Origin of the sequence: Pseudoduganella sp. S-14 (assembly GCF_049913285.1) — a bacterium.
Taxonomy (GTDB): Bacteria; Pseudomonadota; Gammaproteobacteria; order Burkholderiales; family Burkholderiaceae_D; genus Rugamonas.
The window spans coordinates 3,616,290-3,641,920 of sequence record NZ_CP183991.1; the positions used below are offsets into that span (position 1 = coordinate 3,616,290).

The following is a 25,631-nucleotide window of genomic DNA, read 5'->3' on the forward strand; positions in this document are numbered from 1 at the left end:
GCCCCGAGTATAACCGACTCTCCAGCGAGAAGTTGCCAGAAAGTCTTGCCCAAAGCGCCTTCCTTAATGCACTTTACGTCCCGAGCGCGCTTTCTGCGCCTTGGTCTCGCCGTGTTCGCGGCGCTGCTTGTTGACGATGCGCGCCGCCACTTCCTCTTCGCGCCCGGGGTAGCGGTGTTCCTGCTTGAACTCCTGCTTGAGCTCCTTGTATTCGCGCTCGCGTTTCGGGCTGGCTCCTCTTGGCATGATAGGCCTCCGTGTTTCAGATGCTGCCCCTATGCTAGCCAAGCTTTGGCGGGCGCAGCGCACGTAATGGCTGGTCACTTTCACTACTTTATCGACATGCAACTGTTTATTCCAGACAATATGTGTTATTAAAATGACTGGGGAGACACCAATGCAAGACCATTACGCCAAGGCGCACAAGCTGTTCATCCCGACCCTGTGGCTGTTGCTGGCGCTTTCGCTGGGCCTGGCGCCGTGGTATGGCACTTGGCAGCCGGCGTTGCTGGCGGGCGTGCCGGCGGCCTTGCTGCCAAGCCTGCTCGCCTGGAAGGCGCCGCAGGCGCTGGCCAGCCGCATGGCTGTCGGCGTCGCTTGCATGTGGTTCTGCGCCCTGCACATCCACCAGGCCATGGGCATGATCGAACTGCACTTCGGCATCTTCGTCTTGCTGGCCCTGCTGGTGGTCTACCAGGACTGGCGCGTGATCGTGGCTGCCGCAGCCTTTGTCGCCCTGCACCACTTGCTGTTCAATTTCCTGCAGCAAGCCGGCTTCGGCACCATGTGCCTGAGCCGCCCTTCGCTGCCCGTCATCATTGTGCACGCGCTGTACGTGGTGGTGGAAACCGCGGCGCTTTGCCATTTCGCACGCAGTTTCGCGCGCCAGCGCTTGCAGACCGAGGCCGACCGCCGCAGCCTGCAGGCCGGCTTCGACCGCATGCACCGCACCGTGACCGAGGCCCATGTCGGCCTCGATGCCATCAGCAACGCTGCGCATGCCATTGCCAGCGGCAACCAGGATTTGTCGGCGCGCACCGAGCAGCAGGCCGCCGAACTGCTGCGCACCGTTGGCACGGTACAACAACTGGCCCAGGCGGTGCGCCAGAATGCCGCCGATGCGCACGCTGCCACCGAACTGGTGTCCAGCGCTTCCCAGGTGGCGGTTCGGGGCGGCGCCATGGTGGCCCAGGTGGTCAGCACCATGGGCGCCATCCATGACAGCGCGCGCCGCATTCACGACATCATCGGCGTGATCGACGGCATCGCCTTCCAGACCAATATCCTGGCGCTCAATGCGGCAGTGGAAGCGGCGCGCGCCGGCGAGCAGGGGCGCGGCTTTGCCGTGGTAGCCAGCGAGGTGCGCAGCCTGGCCCAGCGCAGCGCCGCGGCCTCGCAGGAAATTCGCCAGCTGATCGGCGATTCGGTGGGCAAGGCCGAACAGGGCAACCAGCTGGCCGGTGCAACCGGGCAGGTGATGGAAAAACTGGTGGGATCGGTCCAGCAGGTGGCAGGACTGATGCAGGGCATTACCGACGGCAGCCGCGCCCAGTCGGACGGCATCGAACAGGTCAGCAGCGCCGTCAGTGGCATGGACCGGGTGACACAGCAAAACTCCGCACTGGTGCAGCAGGCAGCCAGCGCCTCGGCCACCATGCTGGAACATGCGCGCCGCCTGGTTCAGCTCATGGGCAGCCAGGACGACGGCGCACAGCAGCAGCGCGCACCGGCGCTGCGCTGATCAGAACTGCTCGACCCAGGCCGCCAGCTGCGACGGGGTCAGGGCGGCGTCGGCCTGCACCAGCCGGCATTCCACGCCCTGTGCGCCGCTGGCCATTTGCAGCGAAGCGCCGCGCTTGCCCATCCACAACAGGCAGGCCAGCCAGAACGCGTGCTGCGACGAGACCGGCGCGCTGGTCGGCGTTTCCAGGAATTCGGTGAGCTGGGACGCCTGCAGGAACAGGGCGTGGCCGGCATCCACCGCGCGGAAAGTCGGGCCGAATGCTTCCGCCAGCAGCGCCAAGGCGTGCGCCGGGTCGGCATCGGCATAGCGCTGCTCCAGGTCCTGCAGGTGGTCGCGCACGGCGCAGCCGAAAGCGGCGCTGCGGAAGGCTTCCGAACTGATCAGGTCGGAGTGGTCCAGCATCAGCCAGTCCGGTTCCGGCGGCGTCATGCCGGCGCTGAGGGCGCCCGCCAGGTAGCTCTCCACCGGCACGAAGGAAGGGCCGGCCGACAGGCTGGCCGCCAGGGTGTACAGGGTGCCGATGCGGCTGGCCACGGCCTGCTTCTGGCGCACCAGCAGCTTTTCGCGCAGCAGTTGCGAATGTTCCTTTTGCAGCCTGGCCAGGGCCAGGGCCTGCTTCAGCTCCATGCGCAGCGCCGCGATGTCCCACGGCTTCTGGATGTAGCGGTGGATCTGGCCCTGGTTGACCGCGTCGACCGTGTGCTCCAGTTCTGAGTAAGCGGTGGTCAGGATGCGCACGATGTGCGGGTAGCGGTCCCACGCATAGAACAGCAGCTCGTTGCCGTAGGCGCCGGGCATGCGCTGGTCCGACACCAGCACTGCGATGTCGTCGGCGTGCTCGTCGAGCATGCGCTTGCCCTCCTCCACCGACTCGGCCACGTACACTGGCGCCAGCGAACCCAGGGCGCGCTGGAAATATTTGAGGGCGGTCGCCTCGTCGTCGACGTAGAGGATCGCCGGCGCTTGTCTGGTCGCTTGTTGTTCGTTCATGCTCGTTCCTTCTCTAACTCCGGGAAATTCATGGTGACGGTGGTGGAGCAACCCAGTTCCGACTGCACCCGCAGGTGGCCGCCGAACGATTGCATCACGCGGTTGCAGAAGATCAGTCCCCAGCCGCTGCCGCCTTCATCGCCGTGCATGGACACCGGGTCCAGCAACAGGCGGTTCAGCAGCGCCGGCGCGATGCCCGGGCCGTTGTCTTCCACGATGATATAGGGGCGCTCTGCCACGCCCACGGTGATCCTGATCCGCGGACCAGGCAGGCCTTGCAGTGCGCGCAGCGCATTGCTCAGCAACGAGGACAGCACCAGCGCCACGCAGTTGGGCGAGGCCCGCACAGTGAAGTCGGCTTGCACGTCCACTTCGATGATGTCGCGCTGGCTTGGCGCCAGCGGATACATGCCCAGCAAGGCCGCGACCATTTGCTGCGCGCTGCCGCTGGCCAGGCGCGCCGCCGGCACCACGCTGGCGCGCTTGACCGATTCGACAAACGAGGCCAGCACCGACAGGCAGTAGCGCGCGTTGTCGTTCATGTGCGCCGCAGCGTTGCCGATGTCGGCCCGCCACGGCAAGCCGCTCTCTTCCTGCTGGGCGTTGACGCGGCGCTGGATATTGCGCGCGAAATTGGCGATGGTGGCCAGCGGCGTGTTCAATTCGTGCGCCAGGAAAGCGACGGTTTCTTCGATTGCGAGCAGGCTCTGGCGGCGCAGCGCGCGTTCGCGCGCATTCTCGCTGGCCAGGCGCAGCGCATCGCGCACGGTATTGGCATCGAGCGGCTTTTCCAGGATGCGGAAGATATCGCCGCCGTTGATGGTCTCCAGCAGCACTTCCTTGTCGGCGTAGGCCGTGACCAGGATGCGCACCAGGTGCGGGTAATCGCGCTCGACCTGGCGCAGCAGTTCGCCGCCGACGCGGCCCGGCATGCGGTAGTCGGTCACCAGCACGTCGACGTCGCTGTCGGGCTTGGCCAGGATCTCCAGCGCCTCGTCCACGCTGGGCGCGGTCAGGACCGTGAAGTCATTTTCCACCGCGCGGGCGAAGTACTTGCGCGCCAGTTCCTCATCATCCACGTACAGCACGGTCGCCGGCTGGCTGCGATCGCTCATTTCTCGCCTCCGCTCACGCGCGGCAAGTCAAAGGTGAACCTGGTCCATTCACCCGGCATGCTCTCGGCGGCCAGCAGGCCGCCGTGGCGCTGGATCACGCTGTAGCAGATCGACAGCCCCAGACCCAGGCCCTGCCCCACTTCGCGGGTGGTGAAAAATGGTTCGAACACGCGGCCGATATTTTCCGGCGCGATGCCCGGCCCATTGTCGCGCACCGTGATCTTCAGCCGTTCGCCGCGCGCTTCGGCATACACATCGATGGCCGGCGCCTGGGTGGCGCCCTTGCGCATGGCCAGTGCCGCATTGCTCAACAGGTTGATCAATACGCCGATGATGGCCGCTTCGTCGCCGCGCACCAGGGTGTCCGGCTGCAGGTGGCGATTCACCTTGATGCCCTTGATCTCGTGGCCCACCAGGCGCACCGACGATTCCAGCGCACGCTCGAACAGGAATTGCGCACTTTCGTGGTCGGTGCCGGACTTGCGGTAGGCGAAGGTCTTCAGGTCGGACACGATGTACTGCACGCGCTGCATGCCCGACTTGGCATCGGTCAGGCATTCCAGCAGCGTTTCGCTGCCCTTGGCGGCCGGCTCCTCCAGCGCGATGTCGATCGCCATCATGCAGAAGTTGACCGGGTTGTTCACCTCGTGCAGCAGGCCTGCCGCCAGGGTGCCCAGGGCCGCCATTTTCTCCTGCTGCAGCATCTGCCCCTTGATCTCGGCCAGGCTGCGGTTGTTCGCCTCGAGCTGGGCGTTCTTGTCGGCCAGCTCCGCCTTGAGCTGGAACAGGTTGAAGCGCGCCTGCTCGTTGTAATAGGTGCACACCGCACTGGCCACGGCACTGAACGCCAGCAGCAGCGAATTGACGGCAAAAGCGCCACCCACCGGCGGCTGGCCGTCATGCACCCAGCAGGCGGCCGCGTACAGCAGGTAGGTCAACAGGCCAAGCGTCAGGTTCTGCCACATGCGGAAGGCAAACGCGATGGCCGAGGCAAACACGCCCAGGTTCAGGCCCGCGTAATAAATCGACGAGGCACCTTCGGTGACGGCAATCATCCAGGCGATCATGACCTGCGGTAGCATCAGCCAGGTGAAGCTCATCGCTTCCACATTGCGCGCGCCCCATGGCTGGCGCATCACGCCGATGATGGCGAGGATGGCCAGCGACACCAGCACGCGCGCCAGGGTAAATGCGCCGAGGTGGTCTGGATAGAGGCTGAAATCGAGCCCGATCCCCAGCAGCACCAGGCCGATCGCGGTCCACGCGCCGCCGCGGCTGAAGCGCAGGCGGTAGGCGCGCAGGTCCGACTCATAGGCCGAATGCAGTTGCGGGTTCACGTAGGGGACCGGTCCAGTCATGGCAGCGACGCTTCGGCAAACACATTGACGCCGGTCGCATCGACATAGGTGAGGCGCTCGCGCGCCTGCGGCGGCAGGAGCTGCTCCATCTTGGCCTCGTCACGGTAGATCAGGTACCACTCCAGCAGGTGCTCCATGCCAGGGCGTTCCGGATTGCTGCTGTGGACGTTGGTCACCAGCAGGCGCCCGCCGCTCTTCATGCAGGAGGCGAAGTAGCTCAGCAGGCGGCTGCACACCTTGTCCGACAGGTAGTCGAACAGGCCGGCGCAGTACACCACGTCGAAATCGGCGCCCACTTGCGGCCCGTCCACGCGGCGTTTCAGCAGGTTGTGCACGGAATCCTGCACGAAGCGGATGTCCGGCTGGCGCGCCAGGCCGGCGCTGATGCCGCCCAGCTGGCCGCGCGTCCAGGCCAGCGTCTCTTCGCTGAAGTCGACCAGTTCAAACGAGAGCCAGTGCGGCTCATCGTACTCGCGCAGGAAGCGCTGGATCTCTTGCGCCGGCCCGCAGCCCACGTTCAGCACGCGGTACGGGCGCCCCACGCGGCGCGCCGCGTCGGCCTGGCGCTTCAGGAACTCGACCAGGATATCGATGCGGTTGCGGTGCGCCACGGCTACCGCAGTCTGCAAAAAGGCCGCATTGACGATCTGGAAGTAAGTGCTCGGCCCCTGGCGCGGGTCGCCCAGGATCTGGTTCACCATTTCATAGTCGCCGGCATAGCCGAGCGGCTTGCTGAAGGTGCGGAAGACGAATGGCGCGCGCAGGATCAGCGGGTGCAGCGCCGCCTGCGCAAAAGCGCGGTGGGCGGCGGCAGCATCGGCCTCGACCATTCCCGCTTCCTTGTTCAGGTCGTCGAAGTAGCGGCGCACGCGCATGATCAGCGGCTCGGCCAGTTCGGCAAACACGTCGGCGCGCAGGCGCCCGCCTTCCTTCGGCAGCGAATCGGACAGGTCGACTTGCTCAACCCAGCGCGCCACCTCGGCCAGGTAGGCGCGCGACTCGTTGACGGCAATCTGGTAATCGCGCCGGATGCGGAAGCGCTCGTCCCAGTCCAGCACGAACTTGCTCGCTTCGCGGCCCACCGCACCTGGCAGCATCACCACCTCGCTCAGTTCGCGCCATTCGTCGATCAGCGTCACCGACACCACGGCGGTCAGGCCGGTGTTGACCATGCTGATCACGACGGCCTTGCCGATATAGGCGCTGGCCGTGCCCATGCGCACTGTCAGCTCGCTGAGCACCTCGCTGACCTGCACGATGGAATACGGGTTATACACTTCCATGACCAGCGATTTGCGCTGGAGTGTCACGATGGTGCCGCGCACTGCCTCACCCTGCGTGTTCAGGAAACTGACGACCGGATCGATTTGGGCCTGTGAATACACTTTTTTTGTCGGAACTAAATGGTTGCCGTGAATTAAATCGAGTGTACTGACTTGTGGCGCAAATCGCAACGTTTCCCTAGGAAGAATTGCCAGGAAGCTAGTAGGGATTACTAAACTGTCAAGCTAGACGAGCCCGCAAAAGTTCGCTGCCGCACAGACGCGACCATTGCCTGATGCCAAACTAGCGCCGAGCCTTGGAGATCACGATGGAGCAGTTACGCAAGCAGAGCGCCGCAGAACTGGAGCGCGCGGAATTCCACGAACGATTTGCCCGCAGTTTTACCGATGCGCGGTTCGACGGGCTGCGCGACGCGGTGGCGGCCCTGGAAGAACTGGCCTGGCGCCAGCACTGCGAGCAGCGCCGGCCGCCTCCAACGCATTAGGCGTTCGCCGCCAGCAACTCCAGCCGGGCAGCCAGCCGCTCGGCCATCTGCGCCGGCGTGAAGCCAGCGTAACGGTTGGCCACGCCGCGCGCCGCCATCAGGGTGCGGCCGTCCATCAGCAAGCTGCGCACCACGCCGCGCCAGTCCACCGCGCCCGGCAAACGCCCGCCATTGACCGCCACGCCAGCCTGTTCCAGGCGCGCCGCCAGCAGGTAGCGTTCGAGCTGGGTCGGCAGCAGCAGCATGGGCACCGCCGCCAGCAGGGAATGGGCAATGGTGCCTTCGCCTGCCTGGCTGACGCAGATGCGCGCCTCCGCCAGCGCGGCCGCCAGGTCGACCGGGCCGCGCGCATACGCCAGGCTGGTGGCATGCACCGGCGGCACCGCTCCGGCCGCGACTTCCGGCTGGTAGCACAGCACCCGGCAACCTTCCATGACCAGCGCGTGCAGGACAGCGACGTGGGCCGGATGTTCCTGGCGCAGGTAGACGAACACCTTGTGCCCGTGGCCGGGCGGCCACTGCGGCGCTTCGCCGCTGGGCGCCACGAAGGCCGGACCGTACCATTGCTCGCGCTCCGCCGGGCGGCCGTAGTGGTCCAGCTCGGGCCAGGCGCAGAGGAAATGCTGGCGCCCCAGCAGTGCGTCGGCCGCCTGCACATAAGGCACGCCGCCGTGGTGCACCAGCACCGTGTTCATGATCTTGAGGGCATGCAGTTCGGCCGCGGCCAGGCGCTGCAAGTCCATCGCTTCCCATGGGCGGAAGTTGGGCAAGGGCTGGCCGGGCGGCGGCAGGGTAAAACCGGCGCCGATCGCGGCCGACGGAATATCCAGCGTGCGCGCCGCCAGCAAGGCGGTCGGGGCGAATTCCGCCACCACCACGTCCGGCTTCAGCAACTGCAGCGCGGAGCGCCAGCCGCGCACCAGTGCGTCCAGCGACTGCGCCTCGCGATAGCCGGAAGCGAGCATGATTTCTGCCAGGCTGGCCGCATGCTGCCCGGCGCCGTGCAGCCACAGGGGCGCCTGCAGCATCGTCACGTTGAGCCCGCCCAGCAGGCGGCGCGCCTGGCCCAGGTCGCGTACCGACAGGCTGACGGCATGGCCGCGTGCCAGCAGGGCTTGCGCAATGACCCGCAAGCGTCCCGCATGGGCGGGATCCCCGCCTAATTCCCAAGCCAGGTGGAAATGAGCCATTCTCAGTTCACCCAGCCAAGTGTCATTGCATTTTTCACATTATTTCCAATCAAGGCCGTGCCTTGGATTTTAGAACACACTCGCAAACAGGTGTGCAATACTAAGCCATGGCCCTCTACCGACTGTTACCACAGAGCTTGCGCGCGCGCATGACCTGCGTGGTGATCTTGTTCGTGCTTGCGGCGACGACCATCGTGACCTGGCTGGCGCTGTCGATGTCGGCACGGGACATGAAAAGCGTGATCGGCCAGCAACAGTTCAGCCTCCTGTCGGTGGCCGCCGCGCATATCGACGAACAACTGGCCACCAAGCGTTTGCTGCTGGCCTCGATTGCCGACGCCATCCCGGCCAGCCAGCGCACGCCAGCCGCCATCCACGCCGCGATCGAACGCCACGCAGCGGCCTCGGCCGAATTTGCCAACGTGGCTGCCTTCGACAGCAGCGGCAGGTTCCTGACCAGCCTGCGGGCTCCGCAGCAGGACAATCCCCAGGTTGCCGACCGGTCCTATTTCACCCAGACCCTGGCGCAAAAGCGGGCCATCATATCACCGCCCCTGCGCGGACGCGTGTCCAGCTTGCCGGTGGTCGTGCTGACCCATCCCATCGTCGATAGCGGCGGCGACGTGCAGGTGGTCCTGGTGGGAAGCATCGATTTGCTGAACTCCGACTTCTTCCATCATTTCAATGCCATGAAGCCGGGCAAGACCGGCTTCATGTTCATCATGACCACCGAGGGACTGCTGGTGAACCATCCCAACAAGGCGCGCCTGCTCGAGCATATCAATGCGCGGCCCGGCCTCAACCTTGGCACCCAGCGCGCCCTCGACGGCTTTGAGGGCTGGATGGAAGCGACCAACAAGGACGGCGTCGACGGCATCTATTCGTACAAGCGCCTGAATTCCACCAACTGGATCGTGGCGGCGCGCTATCCGACTGCCGAAGCGTTCGCGCCCATGATCAGCATGCGGCAACAGGCCGCGCTGGCGGCGACCGCCTTTGCCGCCGTGGCCGGGGTCCTGAGCTGGCTGATGATCAAGGGACTGCTGTCGCCGCTGCAAAGGCTGCGCGCCAACTTGCATGCCATCCGCAACCGTGGCGGCGAAATCAGCCTGCTGCGCAGCGGCGGCAAGGATGAGATCGGGGAGCTCAGCGAAGCGCTGTATGAATTGACGGCCGAACGCCAGGCGGCGCAGGAGCGGCTGGCTGAAAGCGAAAAGCGGGCGCGCGTGATTGCCGACAATATCCCGGCCCTGGTGGCCTATATCGACCGCGAGCTGCGCTTCCGCTTCACCAACGAGCATTACCGGTTCCTGCTCGGCCTCGATCCGCGCGCCATGGTCGGCAAGCGGTTCGACGAAGTATTCGGGGCCGCCCCCTTCGAGCGCTGGAAAGATTGCTTCGAGATCGTGCTGGCCGGCCGCCGCATCCACGTCGAGCGTCCCGGCGAGGAACTGGAACGCCACCTGCACCTGATGACCGAGCTGGTGCCCGACCTGGCGCCCGATGGCAGCGTGCCCGGCTTCTATATGATGTGCACCGACATCACCGAACGCAAGACTGCCGAACTGGCGCAGGCCGCCAGCGAAAAGCGCCTGCGGCTGATCGCCGACCACCTGCCGGTGATGATCAGCGCCATCGACCGCGAGCATGTCCTGCAATTCGGCAACGCCACCTACCGGCGCTGGCTGGACACCGATCCCGATACCCTGCCCGGCCGCCCCATGTCCAGCGTGAGCGGCGAAGCGGCCTACCAGCAAGCCCGTCCCTGGCTGGACCGCGCCTTTGGCGGCGAAGTGACCGAATACGAATCGACTGCCCGCCTGCATGGCGAGCCGCGCGTGCTGGAAACCACTTTCGTGCCCGATGTGCGCAAGGATGGCAGCGTGCCCTTCGTCTACGCCCTGACCACCGACGTCACCCGCAGCCGCGAGGTGGAAGCGGAGCTGCTGCGCCAGGCGCGGCGCGACCCGCTGACCGGCATTCCCAACCGGCGCCAGTTCGAAGATGTGCTGGACCAGGCCATCGAACGCGTACGCCGCCAGGACAGCCAGATGGCGCTGGCCTACCTTGATATCGACAACTTCAAGCATATCAACGACAGCCTGGGGCACGCCGGCGGCGACGAAGTGTTGAAGGAGTTCGCGCTGCGCCTGTCGGGCAGCGTGCGCACCACCGATACCGCCGCCCGCCTGGCGGGCGACGAATTCGTGATCGTGTTCGAAAATATCCGCCATCCGGACGAAGTGCGGCTGCTGGCCGAAAAAGTCATGGCGGCGGTGGCGCCCGACTTCACCGTGCTGGGCGCCCCGTTGCGCGTTACCACCAGCATCGGCATTGCGCTTTATGCCGGCGGCACCGAAACTGCGGGAGGCCTGATCGGGCGAGCCGACATGGCCCTGTACGACACCAAGCGGCGCGGCCGCAACGGCTTCACCATCGACAACGGCCGCGGGCTGCCCGAAGCCGTAGTCTCGCCGCCCTAGAACTGACGCAGCAGCTCGATGAAGCGGCGCCCGGCCGGACCTGGCGGCGCATCCTTGCGCCAGCACGCATACATCGAGAAAGCATGGCCCAGCACCGGGCTCGCTTCCAGCGACAACTCGACCAGCGCGCCGCTAGCCAACTCGTCTTGCACAATATGGCGCGGCATGCCCCCCCAACCCAGGCCCGCGTGCAGAAAGGCATGCTTGACGCCGAGGTCAGCGCCGAGCGGTCGCTCAAGATCAATGGCACGTGGCGCGCCGCCTCGCTGCGCAATCGGCGCCGGCAAGACGGCGAGCGGATAGCCGGCCGCGGCCACCGGCACCTCGAACAGGAAATCCGTGTCGTACTCTGGCGGCACGTCGGGATAAGAACCCACGACTGCCAGCCGGCAGCGCCGCTTGAGCGGGCACGGCACCCAGCGCTTCGACGTCCAGACGCAGCGGCGTGCCCGGGATTTCCCGGTGAAAGCGGCCTACCGCCTCGGTCAGGCGCGCGATCGGGAGCATCACGTCGACCGCGACCGACAGCTCCGCCTCCAGTCCCTCGGCCAGCGTGCGCGCCTTGGCCTTGAAGCCATCCATGCTGCTGGCGGCAGCCCGCGCCGAATCCAGCAAGGCACGGCCCTGCTCAGTTAAACGGGGATAGCGACCGCTGCGCGCGAACAGGGGAAAGCCCACTTGCGTTTCGCGATTGGCGAGGGTCTGGCTGAGCACCGATTGCGCCCCTTGCAGCTTGCGTCCTGCCGCGGAAAAACTCCGTCCATCGACATTGCGTCAAGCATGTGCGATCCTGTGTTTTGCCAATGGCGGCTGATTTTACACGACGCTGTAAGACTGGTCCGACATGGCGGCGCGCTTCTCTCTGCTTGGAAACACTGCCTTGCACTTGGATACTGGTTGACATGATGACCACACTTCCACTCAGCCGTAGCCCCCAGGCCGCAACGAGCGGTCCTTCGCAGCAGCTGTACCTGCTGCTGCGCGAAGCGCCCGACCGTGCCGCTGCGACGGCCTATCTGCAGCGCCGCCTGGCGGAGGCAGCGGCCCTGCCGCCCGCCTGGAGCGGCGGCCTGCAAGAGCTGGAAGAGTGGCTTGAACTGCGCAGCCGCAATCGCGCGGAAGAATTCCGGCAGTACCAGCAAGGACGGCAGCAAGGCGGCCCGCGCCGCCATTTCGCCACGCTAGCCCAGGCGCGCCGGTTCCTTTGCGTGCAGGCGCCCGGCTTGCTGGTCGAAGGCGCCTGGCTGCATAGTGTGCTCGACCATTGGCGCCAAGCGGCCTATATGCCGCTGGTCAAGCTCTACCTCGATTACCTTGGCAAAGGCGTGCCGGCCGCCAACCATGTTGCGCAGGTGCGACAGGTGCTCGCGGTGCAGGCCTGCAGCACCTGGCAGGACCTGGAGGACAGTGGTTTTGTGCAAGGCGCCATCCGCCTGGCCCTCGCCAGTGCTGGCGAGCGCTGTCTTCCCGAGCTGCTGGGCTATCAGCTGGCGGTAGCCGACCAGCCCGCCGCCCAGCCGTCAATCCTGCACGAGCTGGCCGAACTGGGCATCGTCCTGCCGCCACCGCCGCCTTCCGACACGCTTGTCCTGAACGTATTGCGCGCCATGCTGGGCCAGGCGCCGGAGAACGCGCGGCAATTCCTCCAGCAAGTCGAGCTGGGCTACGCCCTGGGCCGCATCGGCCTACAAACCCTGCCTGCCACGCCCGAAGACGGCGCGCCGCAAGACCCGCCTGTAGCCAACGGCAGCGCCGCCATCTTCGCCGCACCGGCCGCAAACGCTGGCGAAGCGGCCGAAGCGGCGCCGGCGCCAGCCGAAGCGCGCCCCATCCTGCGCCACCGATTCGATGGCGATGAACACGCATGGGAAACCATCACCAGCGACCTGGGCCTGCTGGAAGCCCAGATCGCAGCGTGCAGCGGGAAAGGCGAGGCAATGAACCTGCTGGCTCGCCATATGGGTCCCGCCGTCCACCACCAGCCATTGGGCCTGATGGCCACCCGCATCTATTCCCAGTTGTTTGCACTGGCCTAGGACGCCAGCGAAGCCCGCAGCAAGGTCGGCGTCAGTCCGGTCCAGCGCTTGAACGAACGCCGGAAATTCGCCGCATCGTGGAAGCCCAGGTAGTCCGCCACCGCTTCATTGTCGGCGTGCCGCGACTGGAACAGGTGCAGCGCCACATGGGTGCGCACCTGGTCCAGCTCCGCCACGAAATGCGTTCCGTAGCGCGCAAGGTGGCGCTTCAGGGTGGCCGGGCTGACGCCGAAGGCCGCACTGGCCCCTTCAAGCGTCGGGTTGCAGCGAATTTCTGCCAACAGGTAATCGTACAGGGCATCGGTCAGGCTGGGTGTGGCGTCCAGCGCGCTTGCAGCGGCCAGCGAGGCGACACAGGCATCGGGGGCCGCCTCCGGCCAAGCCTGCGTCAGCGAGGCGGCATCCAGCAGCATCGCATCAAGCTGGCAATCGAAACGCAGTTCGCCGCCGAGGTGTACCTCATGCTGCTCGATGTGGCGTGGACGGGCGCGGTTGAAGCAAAACCGCCACGGCAGGCGGCGTCCGCCCAGCCAGCGCGCCAGCGAGACCACAGCCGTCATATGCATTTCCACCAGGGCGGCGCGCAGGCCCGGCGCGCCCTGGCTGTCAACCCAGTACAGCACCAGTTGGCCGCCGGCGACGTGCAGGCGTGGACGCAACAAGGGCAACAGGCGCGACGGCCACTGGCACAGGATTTCCAGCGCGTGCTGCAGCGACGCCGCGCGCCGCAAAGCGTCCGATAGCGCGGGCTCTGTACCGGGCAACAAATGCTGGCCGAGCATGAAGCTGGCTTCCGGGCTATCCAGCTCGCGCAGGATATTTGCGAGCAGTTGCAGGCATTGCTGCGGGCTGACCAGCGCTCCTGGCAAGGGCGGGCCGCCGTCTCCCGGCATTCCCGTGCCGCGTGCGATCGCAGCCGGCTGTACCTCCCGTTGCAGGGCGTAGTCGTGAAAATGCCACGGCAAGCCGCGCGCGGGAATGGTCGCCTCCCCTGGCAGCGAGTAGCGGATCACAGCGCAGGCATCGCTTGCGGCAAGGCCAGGCCGGGGCCGTCGATCGCGGCCGACAGGCGCGCCAGCAAAGCATCCGCCTCGCCCTGCGCCGGTTCGCTGGCAAAGCGCAGGCTGACCGGCAGCGGGCCTTGCGGCCCATGGTGGCGCATCATTGCCACCATGCCGCACAAGTGCCGCGCCACGTCCAGCGCCTCGGCATCGCCGGTGCCCGGCAACAGCAGCGCAAAGCGATCGCCTGCATAGCGGCACAGCAGGTCTTCATTGCGCAGGTTAAGCAGCAGCATATGCCCGACCGCTTGCAGCACGCGGTCGCCTTCGCGCGGCCCGTGTTCGCGGTTGATGCGGTGGAAGCCGTCGATATCCAGCAGGACCAGCGCGCACTGGCCGAACGGATCGCGCTCCTGTTCGAGCCGGATCTGCTGCCTCAAATAGGCCGCATCCGCCAGTTGCGTCACCCGGTCGAAGGCGCGGTGCTGGCGAAACAGGCGCTCGCGCTTGGCCAAGTGGTCGTTCAGCATGAACTGCTCGTGGCGCCAGTAGTAGATGCCAGCCGTCAGCACCAGCATGCCGAATGGCACCAGGGCTTCGAGCCAGTTATCCCAGGCCGCCGCCTTGTCGATGCGGAAAAATTCGTCAAGGCAGTCGGCCCAGGAGCCCAGCATGATCGCCGCGAGCCCGCCGGCCAGCAGGCGCGTCACCAGGCCGCCCGGCCGGCTGCTCAAGGTCATCAGGAACCAAAGTCCGGCCACGGCCGCCATGCCGCCTTCGGCAATGATGTCCATCCAGCGCCAGGCGCTGAAAGGCTTGGTCTCGCCTGAGCTGGCATACAGCAGCAGGCATGCGATCACGGCCATTGCCGCGGCCAGCAGGGAATGTCGATGGAGTTTCAGCATAACCGCGCAGCTTAGCCACGCCTTGTGACCGGCGCATGACAGGCGCAGGGTCATTTCAGCTCACTGCCGCGTAACCAGCTTGTCATCCGCCCTTCACATAATCCGCTGCATTCTCCACTCGGACTGAATGCACATGAAAACCCAATTGACCGCCCTTGCCGCCGGCGTGCTTGCCCTGTCCAATGCCATCGCCTCCGATGCCGCGGACGCTTCCCTGGCCGGCGCCAGCGTTGTCATTACCGGCCAGCGCGCCGTATTGGCCAAATCCATTGCCGCGCAAGACAAGGCCGACAATATCATCAACGTCCTGAGCAGCGACGACATCGGCAACCTTCCTGACAAGAATGCCGCCGAGGCACTGGCGCGCCTGCCCGGCGTTTCGGTGCAGCGCGACCAGGGCGAAGGCCGCTACATCACCGTGCGCGGCCTGGGGCCGGACCTGAATGCCGTCGCCATCAACGGCGCCCTGGTGCCTTCCCCGGAAGCCAGCCGCCGCGCCGTGGCGCTCGACGTGCTGCCGTCGGGACTTATCCGCTTACTGGAAGTCAGCAAGACCCTGGCGCCGGAGCAGGACGCCAGCTCGCTCGGCGGCACCGTCGAAGTGAAGACGCTGTCCGCCTTCGACCTGCCTGGCGCGCTGCTGACGGTGAACGCGGCAGCCTCCCGCGATCAGAACACCGTCAACAACGGCCCCAGCGCCGGCATGCTGTGGGCCAGCCGCTTTGCCGATGGCAGGTTCGGCGTGGCGGTGGGCTTGAGCGGCGAAAAGCGCAAGTTCGGTTCCGACAACGTGGAAACGGGCGGCGCGTGGGATGGCGAGCGCCTGACGGGTTTCGAGCTGCGCGATTACCTGCCGGTGCGCGAGCGCCGTGCCGCCGCGCTGAACCTGGATTACCGCCCGGCGGCGGGCAACAGCTGGTTCCTGCGCAGCTTCCTGAGCCGCTTCAGCGACGACGAAGTACGCGACCGTCTCACGATCAGCAACGTCAGCGGCGGCGCCCTGACTGAAGGCGTGCCGGCCAGCGGCCGCCTGGAGCGCCGCATCCGCCAGCGTAAATATACCCAGGAAATCCAGTCGGCCGTCTTCGGCACCCAGCAAAAACTCGGCGCCTGGCAGCTTGACGTGCAGGCCGGCCGCAGCCAAGCCGACGAAGACACGCCGGAAGCGCTGAATGACGGCCGCTTCCGCGGCACCGCCAATTTCAAGGAAATCAGCTTTACCAACAGCGAGCGCCCAACGCTGAAGGCCCCGGCAACGGCCTTCGATCCCGCCAGCTACAGCCTGAACGCGATCACCTTGCAACAACGCTACTCGAAAGACGCGGAGCACCATTTCAAGTTTGACCTCGGCCGCGAATTTGCGCTGGGCGAGATGCGTTCCGCCATGAAGTTCGGCGCCAAGGCCAGCCGCCGCGAAAAAACCAACGACACGAACCAGTGGAGCTACGGCAGCAAGGCGATACCCGGCACCCTTTCCATGGCGTCGTTCGCCCAGGGCCACCAGCTTGACTATCCGTTTGGCCAGGTTGGCGCGGCGCTCGACCCGGCCGCCATCCGCGCCCGCGTCGCGGGGCTGGACCGCAACGCAGCGCGCCTCGCCAGCGAGTCAGCCATCAACGACTTCACCCTGAATGAAGACATTGATTCCGCCTACTTCCAGGACACCCTGTCGCAAGGCGACTGGCGCCTGCTGGCCGGCGTGCGCGCCGAACGCACGGCCTTCGACGCCGCCGGCGTACGCACCAGCGGAAGCAGCGCCACGCCGCTCCAACGCAGCCGCTCCTACACCAACTGGCTGCCATCGCTGCAACTGCGCTATGACCTCGACCGCGACACCAGCTTGCGCGCCGCCTGGACCAATTCCGTGGTCCGGGCCAACTTCAGCCAATTGGCCCCAGGGATTGCGCTGGCCAGCGCCACCGAAGCCACCATCGGCAATCCCGACCTGGATCCGCTCAAATCGCACAACCTCGACCTTGGTGTGGAACGCGTGATCGGCAACGACGGTGCGATGTCGGCCTACCTGTTCTACAAGGACATCAAGGACTTCACCTACACGACCAATCTTGCCGGCAGCGGGCCGTGGGCAGGCTATGCCAGCGCCACCACCTATGCCAACGGCGACGCGGCTAAGGTGAAGGGCATCGAATTGTCCTGGCAGCAGCCGCTGCGCATGCTGCCGGCGCCGTTCAACGGCTTGCTGGTCGGCGTCAACGGCGCCTTGAGCGATGCGCGCGCCAATATCGCGCGTTTCGACGCCAAGGCCGGCGCCTTGGCCGGCCGCCGCATCTCCATGCCGGGCCAGTCCGATCGCGTCATGAACCTGATGCTCGGCTACGAAGCCGGACCAGTCAGTACCCGCATCGCCTTGAACTACAAGTCGCCCTACCTGCTGGAACTGGGCGCGGATATCCTCAACGGCGCGCAGGACCGCATTGTCGATACGCAGAAGCAGGTCGACTTTTCCCTGTCCTGGCAGTTGCTCAAAGGCGTCCAGCTGAGCTTCGACGTCGCCAACCTGAATAACGAGAAATACTACGTCTACCAGGGAGTGAAGTCACATAACGCGCAATTCGAGCAATATGGCCGTACTTATAAACTGGGCCTGAAAGCGAGCGTGTTCTGATGCGCAGCCTGTCCTTGATGCCTTTCTTGCTGGCCTGCGCCTTGCCGGCAACTGCAGCCGAAACGGTCGCCCTGCCCGGCGGAGCTGCGCTCGCACTCGATAAACAAGGCCTGCACCTGCGCGCAGCGGACGGCGCCGAACGTGCCACGATCGCACTGCGCGGCCGCCATCTGGACTATCGCAACGGCACTGCCCTGGTCGTCGACGCCAACACCGAACGCGCCATGGCGGTATCCGTCGATACGGCCGCGGGGACCCTGGCCACCGCCGCCATCCTCGACGGCGCCGCGATCGCGCCGGAAGCAGCCTGCCTCTACCGCGATCGCCAGGGCCTGCTCTACGCCTTCCTCGCAGGCAAGGACGGCCAGGCGGAGCAATGGCTGCTGCACGGGCGTCCACAGCTTGTGCGCAAGCTCGCGCTGCCGCCGCGCAGCGAGCAATGCCTGGTTCACGACGCCAGCGCCAGCCTGATAGTAGTCGAGAAATACCTCGGCGTCTGGTCCTACAACGCCGACGCCGAGGCCCCGCCAGGCCGCCGCGCGCTCGCCATCAACATAGCGCCAGGCGACAGCACGCGCAACGCTGCGAAAGCCACCGAGCCGGCGACATATCGCCTGGCCGCGGTTCCTGGCGGCGTCACTCTCCTCGACCGGAACGGCAAGCCCCGCCGCACAATCGCGCTGCAGGGCAGCTTGCCGCCAGCCGTTATCGTGCAACCGCAGGTGCAGACCGAAAGCATGCCGCGCCTGGGCGACGCCGCCGACGACCCGGCAATCTGGATCGACCGCCGGCATCCCGGCCAGGCCCGCGTGCTGGGCACGAACAAGAAACAGGGCCTGCACGTCTACGACCTTCACGGCCGCCAGTTGCAGCTGCTCGAATCGGGCCGCCTGAACAACGTCGACCTGCGACAGGACGTCATGCTCGACGGTCAGCGCTACGATCTCGCCGCCGCCACGCAGCGCGACGAAAACGCGCTCGTCCTGTACACCATCGACAGCGCCGGCATGGTGGCGGAAGCGGCCCGCTTCCCGACGCCGCTGGAGCGCATTTACGGCATCTGCCTGTACCAGCCGGCCAGCGGCGGCCTGGAGGCGTTCGTCAACGACAAGAATGGCAGCTACCTGCAATACCGCATCGGCCGGCGAGGCGGGGTCTTTTCAGCCACCGAGGTGCGCCGATTCAAACTGCTTACCCAACCGGAAGGCTGCGTGGCCGACGACCGCAATGGCCGCTTGTTTGCAGGCGAAGAGAAGCGGGGCGTGTGGTCCATCGACGCCCGCGCCGACGCCCAGGCCGAACCCAGACTGGTCCTGCCGGTCGGCGGTCCGCTGCGCGCCGACGTTGAAGGAATGGCCATCTATCACGGCGCCAACGCCAGCTATCTGGTGGTTTCCAGCCAGGGCAGCAACAGCTATGTGGTGGCCGATGCCGCAGCACCGCACCGCATCCGCGGCAGCTTCCGCATCGGCATCGACCCGGAAGCCGGCATTGACGGCGCTTCCGAGACCGACGGCCTGGATATCACCTCCGCCAACCTGGGCGGCCCCTTCACGCGCGGCATGTTGGTAGTACAGGACGGTTACAAGCGCCTGCCGGACGGTCCCCAGAACTTCAAGTATGTAGCGTGGGACGATATCGCACGCGCACTGGGCTTGCTGTAGTGGTATGCTCCCCGGTAGTCAAAACCGGGGAGCAGTTGTGTCGATCGCAGAAAAACTATTCAAACTCAAGGAAGCCGGCAGCGATGTGCGAACGGAAGTGGTGGCAGGGATCACCACCTTCCTGACCATGGCGTATATCATCTTCGTCAACCCCGCCATCCTCGGCGACGCCGGCTTACCGAAAGAAGCAGTCTTCGTCGCCACCTGCCTCGCCGCAGCTGTGGGCACGGCGATCATGGCCTTGTACGCCAACTACCCGATCGGCATGGCGCCTGGCATGGGCCTGAACGCCTACTTCGCCTACGCCGTGGTGCTCGGCATGGGCATCAAATGGCCGGTCGCATTGGGTGCTGTCTTCATCTCCGGCTGCCTGTTCCTGATTGTCAGCCTGCTTGGACTGCGGGAAGCCATTGTCAACGGCATTCCCCGCTCGCTGCGCATTGCGATCACCGTGGGCCTGGGCCTGTTCCTCGGCCTGATCGCGCTGAAGAGCGCCGGCATCGTGATGGCCAACCCGAACACGATGGTCACGGTGGGCGACCTGCACCAGCCGCCAGCACTGCTGGCCGTCGTCGGCTTCCTGCTCATCGTCACGCTGGACCGGCTGAAAGTCAAAGGGGCAATCCTGATCGGCATCATGACTGTCACCGTATTGAGCTTCTTCTTTGCCGGAAACCAGTTCCGTGGCGTTTTCTCGGCGCCGCCATCGCTGGACGCGACTTTCCTCAAGCTGGACGTCCCCGGCGCGCTGGGGGTGGGCGTGTTGAACGTAGTCCTGGTGTTCTTCCTGGTCGAACTGTTCGATGCCACCGGCACCCTGATGGGCGTCGCCAGCCGGGCCGGCCTGCTGGTCAGCGGCAAGATGGAGCGCCTGAACAAGGCCCTGCTGGCCGACAGCACCGCCATTGTGGCGGGCTCCATGCTCGGCACTTCCAGCACCACCGCCTACCTGGAAAGCGCCTCGGGCGTGCAGGCGGGCGGGCGCACCGGGCTCACTGCGCTGGTGGTCGCACTGCTGTTCCTGGCGGCGTTGTTCATTGCCCCGCTGGCTGGCGTGGTGCCGCCTTATGCAACCGCGCCCGCGCTGTTGTTCGTTGCCTGCCTGATGCTGCGCGACCTCGGCGACTTCGACTGGAACGAAACCACCGAGTGCATACCGGCAGCGATTACCGCCTTGCTGATCCCCTTCACTTATTCCATCGCGCACGGCATCGCCTTCGGCTTCATCACCTATGCAGCCCTCAAGCTGCTGACCGGCCGCTTCCGCGAAGTCAAGCCGATCGTGTGGGTGATCGCCATCGTCTTCAGTTTCAAGTACGCCTATATCGGGGCGTAAGCACGCGACTGCACGCGAATCTTCAACACGCCGATCAGGTTACACAGGCGCATCCGGGCCAGCACGAGGGCATCTTCGCCCTCGGCTGCCACATCCAGGTCAAGGTTCATGCCGTGCACGCCCGGCGTCATGCGCATCGCATGGAGCTGGACGCCGCCGCGGCGCAAGGTCGCCAGCACTGCTTCCGCAGCATCCATGGCGGAGCAACGGTCGAGGCGCAAGCGGAAAGTTCTCTGTTCGGTATTCATGTGGAAGATTATCCGGCTGGCGCGCCGGAATAGGCATCTGAAGTTTGCCTTGTTTTCCATGTAAAATGGAAGAATCTTCTTCATTTCAACGAATTCATGGAACACCTTGATGAGATGGACCGGAAAATCCTGCGAGAACTCCGGCGCGATGGACGGTTAAGCAACACCAGGTTGGCCGAAACCGTGGGCCTGTCCACCACGCCTTGCTGGAACCGGGTCAAGGCGATGGAGGAGCGCGGCGTCATTGAAGGGTATACTGCGCTGCTCAACCAGCAGGCCCTGGGCCTGCCGGACACCGTCATCATCGAGGTCACCCTGGATCGCCATGACGACGACATGCTGCACAAATTCGGCCTGGCGCTGGCCGACCTTCCGGAAGTGATGGAAGCCTACCTGCTAACGGGCGAATATGACTACCTGATCAAGGTCGCGGTGGCCGGCACCGCGGGCTACGAAGAATTCCTGCGCCGGAAATTGTATAAACTGCCCGGCATCCGCCACAGCCGCTCGACTTTCGTGTTGCGCTGCCTGAAGCGGGCACATTCCGTAGAGCCCTGATAGAATTCAGTCATGAAATACCTGATACCCCTGATTTTCGCCTCCGGCATGGCCGCAGGCAACGCACTGGCAGAAGATAACGAAGTTGAGCACACTGGCAATGTCATGCTGTCCGCCGAAATCGGCGCCATCAGCACCAGCGGCAATACCGCCGGTACTTCCGTCACCGGCAGGTTCGAAATCCTGCAAGACACCCTCCGCTGGAGCAACGAGTACACCGGCAACGGCTACTTCAAGGAAGACCGCGCCCGCGTCAATGGCGAGGAATCCAAGCAACGCTCGGCTGAACGCTACCAGTTCGGCGCCAAGGCCGGCTACAAGCTGCTGGAAGAAAATTCCACCCTGTTCGTGCTGGCAGGCTTCTCGGAAGACCGGTTCGGCGCCTATACCCGCAGCGCCAGCGTCGGTGTCGGTCACGGCTTCCGCGTTTACCAGAGCGATGACAAGACCCTCGACATGGAAGCCGGTCCGGGCTTCTTCAGGGCCACGCGCGCGAATGGGGAAGAGGATCGCGGCCTGGTGCTGCGCGGCCGCGCCGCCTTCCGCTGGAAGCTCAGCGACAATGCCACGTTCGCGCAAATGCTGACAGTGGAACGCGCTTCGTGGAACACTCACTCCACTTCCGAGACTTCGCTCAGCGCCCGGATCAACGGGTCGATGCACATGAAGGCCGCCTTCAGCGCCATCAACGACTCCACCGTGCCGATCGACAAGCAGAACACCGACACCCAGACGTCGGTCACGCTGGTCTACTCGTTCTAAACCAGCCGAAGTAAAACCAGGCCCGCCAGCGCCTGCAAAACAGCGCAGTGCCACAGCAGGATAGTGTTATCCAGCGTGGCGCGGCTGGCTGCCCGCAATTTCCCCCGAGCCGCAACGTACGCCGCTGCCGGCGCCAGCACGGCAACATGCAGTCCCTGGTAAGCCAGTAGCGCGGCAACCGCTGCACTCCACGCATCGCGCGACGGGGCAAGTCCCGCTTGCCGGTGTGCATCCAGATCACATGCAAACGCGGCGAACAGGCATGCGCCAGCTGCCAACATCGGCCACCCCTGGGCCGGGCGGCGTGAACTCCACCCGGCCAAGAGGGAACTGGCCGCCAGGAAGGCAGCCTGCAGCCACGGCCAGGGGGCGACCGGCAAGTGCGCGCCAGGCGGCGGGCAAACCTCCAGGCGCATCGACAAGTGCAAGAAGGTGAAGGCCAGCGAGGCGAAAATTGCCGCATCCACGACGACCAGCACCCAGGTCGCCCACCAGGAATGCGATGCCCGCCCTTGGGCGCCGATCGGCAATTCGACCCCTTCTGCGACAGTAGCCTGCGGTGGCAGCGGCCGGTCTGCCTGCCACAGCCAGGCCACCAGCGTGGCAATGGCCAGTGCGCCGAACAGCCACGCAGCGATGGTTTGCTGCACCGTCATCAAGAGGAAGAAGCCCGCGGTCCCAAGCGCGCAAAGGAATGGCAGCCAGCTGTCGCCCGGCAGCACCAGCAAATACCTGGGCCTTGCATCGCGCCAACCGGTCACCAGCGTCTCGCGCATGCCGGTCGCGCTCCCCGGTAGCCAATGCATGCCGGTTTCAACTTCCTGCACGAGCAGCGGCTGCCGCCACAACGGCTCCGCCGAGCGAACGTCCGGCTGGCTGCGGGTCGCATATTCGTCCTGTGGCAGCCATTCCAGCGAGCTCGCTCGCCAGGGATCGCCGTGGGTCCGTTGCGGTCGCCGCAGCGTTCGCACCAGATCGATGGTGAACAGTGCCACGCCGCCGGCCAGCAGCAAGGCACCGACCGTGCTGGCCATGTTCAAACCTGCCCAGCCCATTTCCGATCCATAGGTGTAAATCCGGCGCGGCATGCCCAGCAGGCCCGATGCGTGCATCGGGAAGAACGCCACATTGGTACCCGCGAACACCAGGCCAAAAACCCAGCGCGCCCAGGCCTCGGACATGCGGTGCCCGTTGAACAGCGGAACCCAGAAATAGGCGCCTGCCAACATCGGGAATACCAGTCCCCCGACCAGGACGTAATGGAGGTGGGCGACAATGAAGTAGCTGTCATGCGCCTGCCAGTCGAATGGCACGGCGGCAACCATCACGCCTGTCAGGCCGCCCAGGACAAAGACCAGCAGGAAACCAAGGACGAATAGCGTCGGCGCGTTCAACTGCACCCTGCCCCGCCAAAGCGTTGCGATCCAGGCGAACACCTGCACCGCCGTAGGGACTGCGATGGCCATGCTGGCGGCCGACACCAGCGTGGTTTCGAACTGGCCAAGGCCGGCGGTGAACATATGGTGCATCCACAAGGCGAAACTCAGGGCTCCCACGGCCACCAGCGAGAAAATCACCGCCCGGCGAGCCACCAGCGGGGTTCGCACCAGCGCCGGCAGCATGGACGACACCATGCCCGCAGCAGGGAGGAAAATGATGTACACCTCCGGATGCCCGAAGAACCAGAACAGGTGCTGCCACAAGACCGGGTCGCCGCCGCGCGCAGGAATGAAGAACGGCCAGTCGTAGGCCCGTTCCAGTTCCAGCAGGGCCGTTCCCGCAATCAACGGAGGAAAGGCGAAGACCACCATCGCAGCCACCACCAGCATCGACCAGGCAAACACGGGGATGCGCGCCAGTGTCATCCCGGGGGTGCGGGTGAACAGGATGCCGATAATCAGTTCGATGGCACCGGCGATCGCCGAAATTTCTATGAATCCGATGCCGAGCAGCCAGAAATCCGCGTTGAGTCCTGGCGAATATTCCTTGCCGGTCAGGGGCGGATACATGAACCAGCCGCCATCGGGGGCAAGCCCGAAGGCCAGCGTCACGATAAAGCCTGCGCCGCCGAAAGCGTACGCCCAATAGGCGTAGGCGGACAGGCGCGGGAACGGCAGGTCCCGGGCCCCCAGCATGCCTGGCAGCAGGAAGACGGCAATGGCTTCCACCATAGGAATGGCGAACAGGAACATCATTACCGTGCCGTGCATGGTGAAGAACTGGTTATAGATTCCTGGCGCCAGCAGGTCATTGCCTGGGACTGCCAGTTGCAGCCGCATTGCCAGCGCAAGGACGCCTGCGAACAGGAAGAAGGCAAACGCGGTCGCCAGGTACAGGCGGCCAATGCGTGTATTGTTGACGGCGGTCAGGGCGCGCCAGCCACCCGGTTTGCGCCATGCGCGCTCCAGCGCTTCGTATTCGCCCGGCGGGCGCGGCAGGCTGTTGGGGGAACGTCGAGGAGGGTTCATTCCAGCGTCTCCAGCCAGTTTGCCAGGGCTTGCAGCTCGTCGGGCGACAGGCTGCTGGGCGGCATGCGGGCACCGGGTTTGGCAGACTGGGGGTTGACGATCCATCCAAGCAGGCCGGCACGGCTCATTGGCAGCGCCCCGGCTGCAAGGTGGCGGCGGCTAGCGAGGTGCGTCAAGTCCGGGCCCGACTTCCCACCTTCCGCGATTCCTCGCACCGTATGGCAGGCATTGCAGCGCGCGGCCAGGAACACCTCGCGCCCGCGGTGTGGGATTTCGCGCTCGCCCGCCTGCATCATTGCTGCACGCGGCGGGCGGGCAGCTGGTGCAGCCTGGTGTGCCAGCCAGGCGTCGAATTGCTCGGGCGTGACTGCCAGGACATCAAGCGCCATGACTGCATGCTGCGTGCCGCAATATTCGGCGCACTGCCCCCGGTAGCGGCCTTCAGCCCCGGCACGCAGCGCAAGGCCATGGATGCGGCCCGGCACCATGTCCACCTTGCCGGCCAGCGCCGGCACCCAGAAGGCATGCAACACGTCTGCCGACGCCAGCGCGAGATAGACCCGCTCTCCCACCGGCAGCCGCAGTTCGTTCGCCAGCATCGCCTCCCTCCCGCTCACCGTGTCACGGTAGCGAACCTCCCACCACCACATATGCGCCGTGATGGTCACCTGGATACGGGTCCCTGAAAAAGGCCACGCCAGGAGCGAGGCTTGCCACCCCGACCAGACCATGAACGCCAGCAGCAACGGCAGCGGCAGCAGCAGCCCGCCGCCGACCACCAGCCGGCGCGACCAGGACCTTCCTCGCTTGTGCACGACGCTTGCGAGAACAAGCACTGCAACGAGCAGGAATAGCGCCGCCCCCGAGCCGAACAACAGCCAGCTGAAACGGCTAAGCAGCGCCGCATCCGGCCCAGCAGGCGACAGGACCGATTGCAGCGCCGGCGTCATTGCAGCGAGTAAAGATAAGCCGCCATGTGGCGCGCATCTTCCGGGGAAACGCCCATGTCCGGCATCATGGTCGCGGGGTCCATGCTGCGCGGGGCCGAAATCCAGCGCACCAGGTCGGCCTGCCGGTTCGGCCAGCGCCCCGCAATATAGCTGCGCAGCCCGAACTCGGCGAGAGACGGCGCCGCCTTGCCGCGTGCAGATTCCACGTCTGGAATGTGATGGCAGCTGCCGCACTGGAATTGCGCCAGCAGTGCCTTGCCGCGCCGCGCGTCGCCGCCCTCGCCGGCCGGTGGAGAGGGCTTGCGCGGCTGGCAAGCGCACAAAGCGAGCGGCAAGAGCAAGGCTGCCACGCATGCGCGACGCGTGCGCCCATTTTTCCGCAAACGCACAGTGATTGCTTGCACGAATCGTCCCTGCCTTCCCGCTGCC

23 protein-coding genes are annotated in these 25,631 nt (G+C 65.5%); 10 read left to right on the plus strand and 13 right to left on the minus strand.

Annotated features, from left to right (window positions below; translation table 11 throughout):
* Window positions 1-63: 63 nt before the first annotated feature.
* Window positions 64-246, minus strand: coding sequence for a hypothetical protein (locus tag ACN9MZ_RS16470; protein WP_426338061.1), 183 nt, complete (start codon window positions 244-246; stop codon window positions 64-66).
* Window positions 247-397: 151 nt separating this feature from the next.
* Between ACN9MZ_RS16470 and ACN9MZ_RS16475 the strand changes: the two genes are divergently transcribed.
* The gene (locus tag ACN9MZ_RS16475) at window positions 398-1,741 is read left to right on the plus strand and encodes a methyl-accepting chemotaxis protein (protein WP_426338062.1); all 1,344 of its coding nucleotides are present in this window, start codon (window positions 398-400) and stop codon (window positions 1,739-1,741) included.
* Here the strand turns inward: ACN9MZ_RS16475 and ACN9MZ_RS16480 are convergent, their stop codons facing one another.
* Genes ACN9MZ_RS16480 through ACN9MZ_RS16495 form a run of 4 tightly spaced genes read right to left on the minus strand, consistent with a single transcriptional unit; the run spans window position 1,742 to window position 6,592 of the window.
* Window positions 1,742-2,734, minus strand: coding sequence for a response regulator (locus ACN9MZ_RS16480; protein WP_426338063.1), 993 nt, complete (start codon window positions 2,732-2,734; stop codon window positions 1,742-1,744). It abuts the gene before it with no gap.
* Window positions 2,731-3,849 (minus strand): hybrid sensor histidine kinase/response regulator, encoded by a 1,119-nt coding sequence (locus ACN9MZ_RS16485; RefSeq protein ID WP_426338064.1) that lies wholly within the window; start codon window positions 3,847-3,849, stop codon window positions 2,731-2,733. Before ACN9MZ_RS16485 ends, ACN9MZ_RS16480 begins: the two co-directional genes overlap by 4 nt.
* A complete protein-coding gene (locus ACN9MZ_RS16490) occupies window positions 3,846-5,207 on the minus strand; it encodes a sensor histidine kinase (RefSeq protein WP_426338065.1) in 1,362 nt (453 codons plus the stop codon). Before ACN9MZ_RS16490 ends, ACN9MZ_RS16485 begins: the two co-directional genes overlap by 4 nt.
* Entirely contained in the window at window positions 5,204-6,592 is a 1,389-nt protein-coding gene (locus tag ACN9MZ_RS16495; protein ID WP_426338066.1) for a class I SAM-dependent methyltransferase, read from the minus strand. The genes ACN9MZ_RS16490 and ACN9MZ_RS16495 overlap by 4 nt, the downstream gene beginning before the upstream one ends.
* Window positions 6,593-6,798: 206 nt before the next feature.
* Here ACN9MZ_RS16495 and ACN9MZ_RS16500 point away from each other — a divergent pair, with 206 nt between their 5' ends.
* Window positions 6,799-6,975 carry a hypothetical protein gene (locus ACN9MZ_RS16500; protein ID WP_426338067.1) on the plus strand — a complete coding sequence of 59 codons (177 nt, stop codon included), beginning with the start codon at window positions 6,799-6,801 and terminating at the stop codon, window positions 6,973-6,975.
* On the opposite strand, the gene ACN9MZ_RS16505 is transcribed toward ACN9MZ_RS16500, so the two are convergent.
* Complete coding sequence (locus ACN9MZ_RS16505) at window positions 6,972-8,165, minus strand: hypothetical protein (RefSeq protein ID WP_426338068.1); 1,194 nt, start codon at window positions 8,163-8,165, stop codon at window positions 6,972-6,974. The two genes, ACN9MZ_RS16500 and ACN9MZ_RS16505, sit on opposite strands and share 4 nt — an antisense overlap.
* Window positions 8,166-8,272: 107 nt before the next feature.
* On the opposite strand from ACN9MZ_RS16505, the gene ACN9MZ_RS16510 reads away from it, so the two are divergent.
* A complete protein-coding gene (locus ACN9MZ_RS16510; RefSeq protein ID WP_426338069.1) occupies window positions 8,273-10,648 on the plus strand; it encodes a diguanylate cyclase domain-containing protein in 2,376 nt (791 codons plus the stop codon).
* On the opposite strand, the gene ACN9MZ_RS16515 is transcribed toward ACN9MZ_RS16510, so the two are convergent.
* Complete coding sequence (locus tag ACN9MZ_RS16515) at window positions 10,645-11,025, minus strand: LysR substrate-binding domain-containing protein (RefSeq protein WP_426338070.1); 381 nt, start codon at window positions 11,023-11,025, stop codon at window positions 10,645-10,647. The two genes, ACN9MZ_RS16510 and ACN9MZ_RS16515, sit on opposite strands and share 4 nt — an antisense overlap.
* A 22-nt stretch (window positions 11,026-11,047) precedes the next feature.
* Here ACN9MZ_RS16515 and ACN9MZ_RS16520 point away from each other — a divergent pair, with 22 nt between their 5' ends.
* Entirely contained in the window at window positions 11,048-11,284 is a 237-nt protein-coding gene (locus ACN9MZ_RS16520; protein WP_426342985.1) for a hypothetical protein, read from the plus strand.
* Between the two features lie 266 nt (window positions 11,285-11,550).
* Window positions 11,551-12,684, plus strand: a complete 1,134-nt coding sequence (locus tag ACN9MZ_RS16525; protein ID WP_426338071.1) for a hypothetical protein — start codon at window positions 11,551-11,553, stop codon at window positions 12,682-12,684.
* Here the strand turns inward: ACN9MZ_RS16525 and ACN9MZ_RS16530 are convergent.
* Together ACN9MZ_RS16530 and ACN9MZ_RS16535 are read right to left on the minus strand one after the other, a co-directional pair.
* Window positions 12,681-13,697 (minus strand): AraC family transcriptional regulator ligand-binding domain-containing protein, encoded by a 1,017-nt coding sequence (locus tag ACN9MZ_RS16530; RefSeq protein ID WP_426338072.1) that lies wholly within the window; start codon window positions 13,695-13,697, stop codon window positions 12,681-12,683. The two genes, ACN9MZ_RS16525 and ACN9MZ_RS16530, sit on opposite strands and share 4 nt — an antisense overlap.
* A complete protein-coding gene (locus ACN9MZ_RS16535; protein WP_426338073.1) occupies window positions 13,694-14,590 on the minus strand; it encodes a GGDEF domain-containing protein in 897 nt (298 codons plus the stop codon). Before ACN9MZ_RS16535 ends, ACN9MZ_RS16530 begins: the two co-directional genes overlap by 4 nt.
* A 133-nt stretch (window positions 14,591-14,723) precedes the next feature.
* Between ACN9MZ_RS16535 and ACN9MZ_RS16540 the strand changes: the two genes are divergently transcribed.
* From ACN9MZ_RS16540 to ACN9MZ_RS16550, 3 genes are read left to right on the plus strand one after another with little or no spacing between them, the layout of a single operon-like run.
* Window positions 14,724-17,216, plus strand: a complete 2,493-nt coding sequence (locus tag ACN9MZ_RS16540; RefSeq protein ID WP_426338074.1) for a TonB-dependent receptor — start codon at window positions 14,724-14,726, stop codon at window positions 17,214-17,216.
* Window positions 17,216-18,880 (plus strand): phytase, encoded by a 1,665-nt coding sequence (locus ACN9MZ_RS16545; protein WP_426338075.1) that lies wholly within the window; start codon window positions 17,216-17,218, stop codon window positions 18,878-18,880. Before ACN9MZ_RS16540 ends, ACN9MZ_RS16545 begins: the two co-directional genes overlap by 1 nt.
* Before the next feature lie 4 nt (window positions 18,881-18,884).
* On the plus strand, window positions 18,885-20,216 hold the full coding sequence (locus ACN9MZ_RS16550) for an NCS2 family permease (protein WP_426338076.1): 1,332 nt from the start codon (window positions 18,885-18,887) through the stop codon (window positions 20,214-20,216).
* On the opposite strand, the gene ACN9MZ_RS16555 is transcribed toward ACN9MZ_RS16550, so the two are convergent.
* Window positions 20,201-20,464 carry a hypothetical protein gene (locus ACN9MZ_RS16555; protein ID WP_426338077.1) on the minus strand — a complete coding sequence of 88 codons (264 nt, stop codon included), beginning with the start codon at window positions 20,462-20,464 and terminating at the stop codon, window positions 20,201-20,203. The genes ACN9MZ_RS16550 and ACN9MZ_RS16555 overlap by 16 nt on opposite strands.
* Window positions 20,465-20,560: 96 nt before the next feature.
* Between ACN9MZ_RS16555 and ACN9MZ_RS16560 the strand changes: the two genes are divergently transcribed.
* Window positions 20,561-21,022: an Lrp/AsnC family transcriptional regulator gene (locus tag ACN9MZ_RS16560; protein ID WP_426161724.1), complete on the plus strand. Its 462-nt coding sequence runs from the start codon at window positions 20,561-20,563 to the stop codon at window positions 21,020-21,022.
* A gap of 12 nt (window positions 21,023-21,034) precedes the next feature.
* Window positions 21,035-21,784: a DUF481 domain-containing protein gene (locus tag ACN9MZ_RS16565; protein WP_426161725.1), complete on the plus strand. Its 750-nt coding sequence runs from the start codon at window positions 21,035-21,037 to the stop codon at window positions 21,782-21,784.
* On the opposite strand, the gene ACN9MZ_RS16570 is transcribed toward ACN9MZ_RS16565, so the two are convergent.
* The 3 genes from ACN9MZ_RS16570 to ACN9MZ_RS16580 are packed head-to-tail and all read right to left on the minus strand — an operon-like array spanning window position 21,781 to window position 25,606.
* A complete protein-coding gene (locus ACN9MZ_RS16570) occupies window positions 21,781-24,252 on the minus strand; it encodes a cbb3-type cytochrome c oxidase subunit I (protein ID WP_426338078.1) in 2,472 nt (823 codons plus the stop codon). The two genes, ACN9MZ_RS16565 and ACN9MZ_RS16570, sit on opposite strands and share 4 nt — an antisense overlap.
* Complete coding sequence (locus ACN9MZ_RS16575) at window positions 24,249-25,202, minus strand: c-type cytochrome (RefSeq protein WP_426338079.1); 954 nt, start codon at window positions 25,200-25,202, stop codon at window positions 24,249-24,251. Before ACN9MZ_RS16575 ends, ACN9MZ_RS16570 begins: the two co-directional genes overlap by 4 nt.
* The gene (locus tag ACN9MZ_RS16580) at window positions 25,199-25,606 is read right to left on the minus strand and encodes a c-type cytochrome (protein WP_426338080.1); all 408 of its coding nucleotides are present in this window, start codon (window positions 25,604-25,606) and stop codon (window positions 25,199-25,201) included. The genes ACN9MZ_RS16575 and ACN9MZ_RS16580 overlap by 4 nt, the downstream gene beginning before the upstream one ends.
* Window positions 25,607-25,631 lie beyond the last annotated feature (25 nt).

Excerpts from the sequence above, each read along its gene's own strand:
- ACN9MZ_RS16540 (WP_426338074.1), top strand. The coding sequence starts at position 14,724 with ATGAAAACCCAATTGACCGCCCTTGCCGCCGGCGTGCTTGCCCTGTCC.
- ACN9MZ_RS16565 (WP_426161725.1), top strand. The coding sequence starts at position 21,035 with ATGAAATACCTGATACCCCTGATTTTCGCCTCCGGCATGGCCGCAGGC.
- ACN9MZ_RS16550 (WP_426338076.1), top strand. The coding sequence starts at position 18,885 with ATGCTCCCCGGTAGTCAAAACCGGGGAGCAGTTGTGTCGATCGCAGAA.
- ACN9MZ_RS16555 (WP_426338077.1), bottom strand. The coding sequence starts at position 20,464 with ATGAATACCGAACAGAGAACTTTCCGCTTGCGCCTCGACCGTTGCTCC.
- ACN9MZ_RS16475 (WP_426338062.1), top strand. The coding sequence starts at position 398 with ATGCAAGACCATTACGCCAAGGCGCACAAGCTGTTCATCCCGACCCTG.
- ACN9MZ_RS16470 (WP_426338061.1), bottom strand. The coding sequence starts at position 246 with ATGCCAAGAGGAGCCAGCCCGAAACGCGAGCGCGAATACAAGGAGCTC.
- ACN9MZ_RS16560 (WP_426161724.1), top strand. The coding sequence starts at position 20,561 with ATGGAACACCTTGATGAGATGGACCGGAAAATCCTGCGAGAACTCCGG.
- ACN9MZ_RS16480 (WP_426338063.1), bottom strand. The coding sequence starts at position 2,734 with ATGAACGAACAACAAGCGACCAGACAAGCGCCGGCGATCCTCTACGTC.
- ACN9MZ_RS16500 (WP_426338067.1), top strand. The coding sequence starts at position 6,799 with ATGGAGCAGTTACGCAAGCAGAGCGCCGCAGAACTGGAGCGCGCGGAA.
- ACN9MZ_RS16575 (WP_426338079.1), bottom strand. The coding sequence starts at position 25,202 with ATGACGCCGGCGCTGCAATCGGTCCTGTCGCCTGCTGGGCCGGATGCG.
- ACN9MZ_RS16510 (WP_426338069.1), top strand. The coding sequence starts at position 8,273 with ATGGCCCTCTACCGACTGTTACCACAGAGCTTGCGCGCGCGCATGACC.
- ACN9MZ_RS16525 (WP_426338071.1), top strand. The coding sequence starts at position 11,551 with ATGATGACCACACTTCCACTCAGCCGTAGCCCCCAGGCCGCAACGAGC.
- ACN9MZ_RS16485 (WP_426338064.1), bottom strand. The coding sequence starts at position 3,849 with ATGAGCGATCGCAGCCAGCCGGCGACCGTGCTGTACGTGGATGATGAG.
- ACN9MZ_RS16570 (WP_426338078.1), bottom strand. The coding sequence starts at position 24,252 with ATGAACCCTCCTCGACGTTCCCCCAACAGCCTGCCGCGCCCGCCGGGC.
- ACN9MZ_RS16505 (WP_426338068.1), bottom strand. The coding sequence starts at position 8,165 with ATGGCTCATTTCCACCTGGCTTGGGAATTAGGCGGGGATCCCGCCCAT.
- ACN9MZ_RS16535 (WP_426338073.1), bottom strand. The coding sequence starts at position 14,590 with ATGCTGAAACTCCATCGACATTCCCTGCTGGCCGCGGCAATGGCCGTG.
- ACN9MZ_RS16490 (WP_426338065.1), bottom strand. The coding sequence starts at position 5,207 with ATGACTGGACCGGTCCCCTACGTGAACCCGCAACTGCATTCGGCCTAT.
- ACN9MZ_RS16545 (WP_426338075.1), top strand. The coding sequence starts at position 17,216 with ATGCGCAGCCTGTCCTTGATGCCTTTCTTGCTGGCCTGCGCCTTGCCG.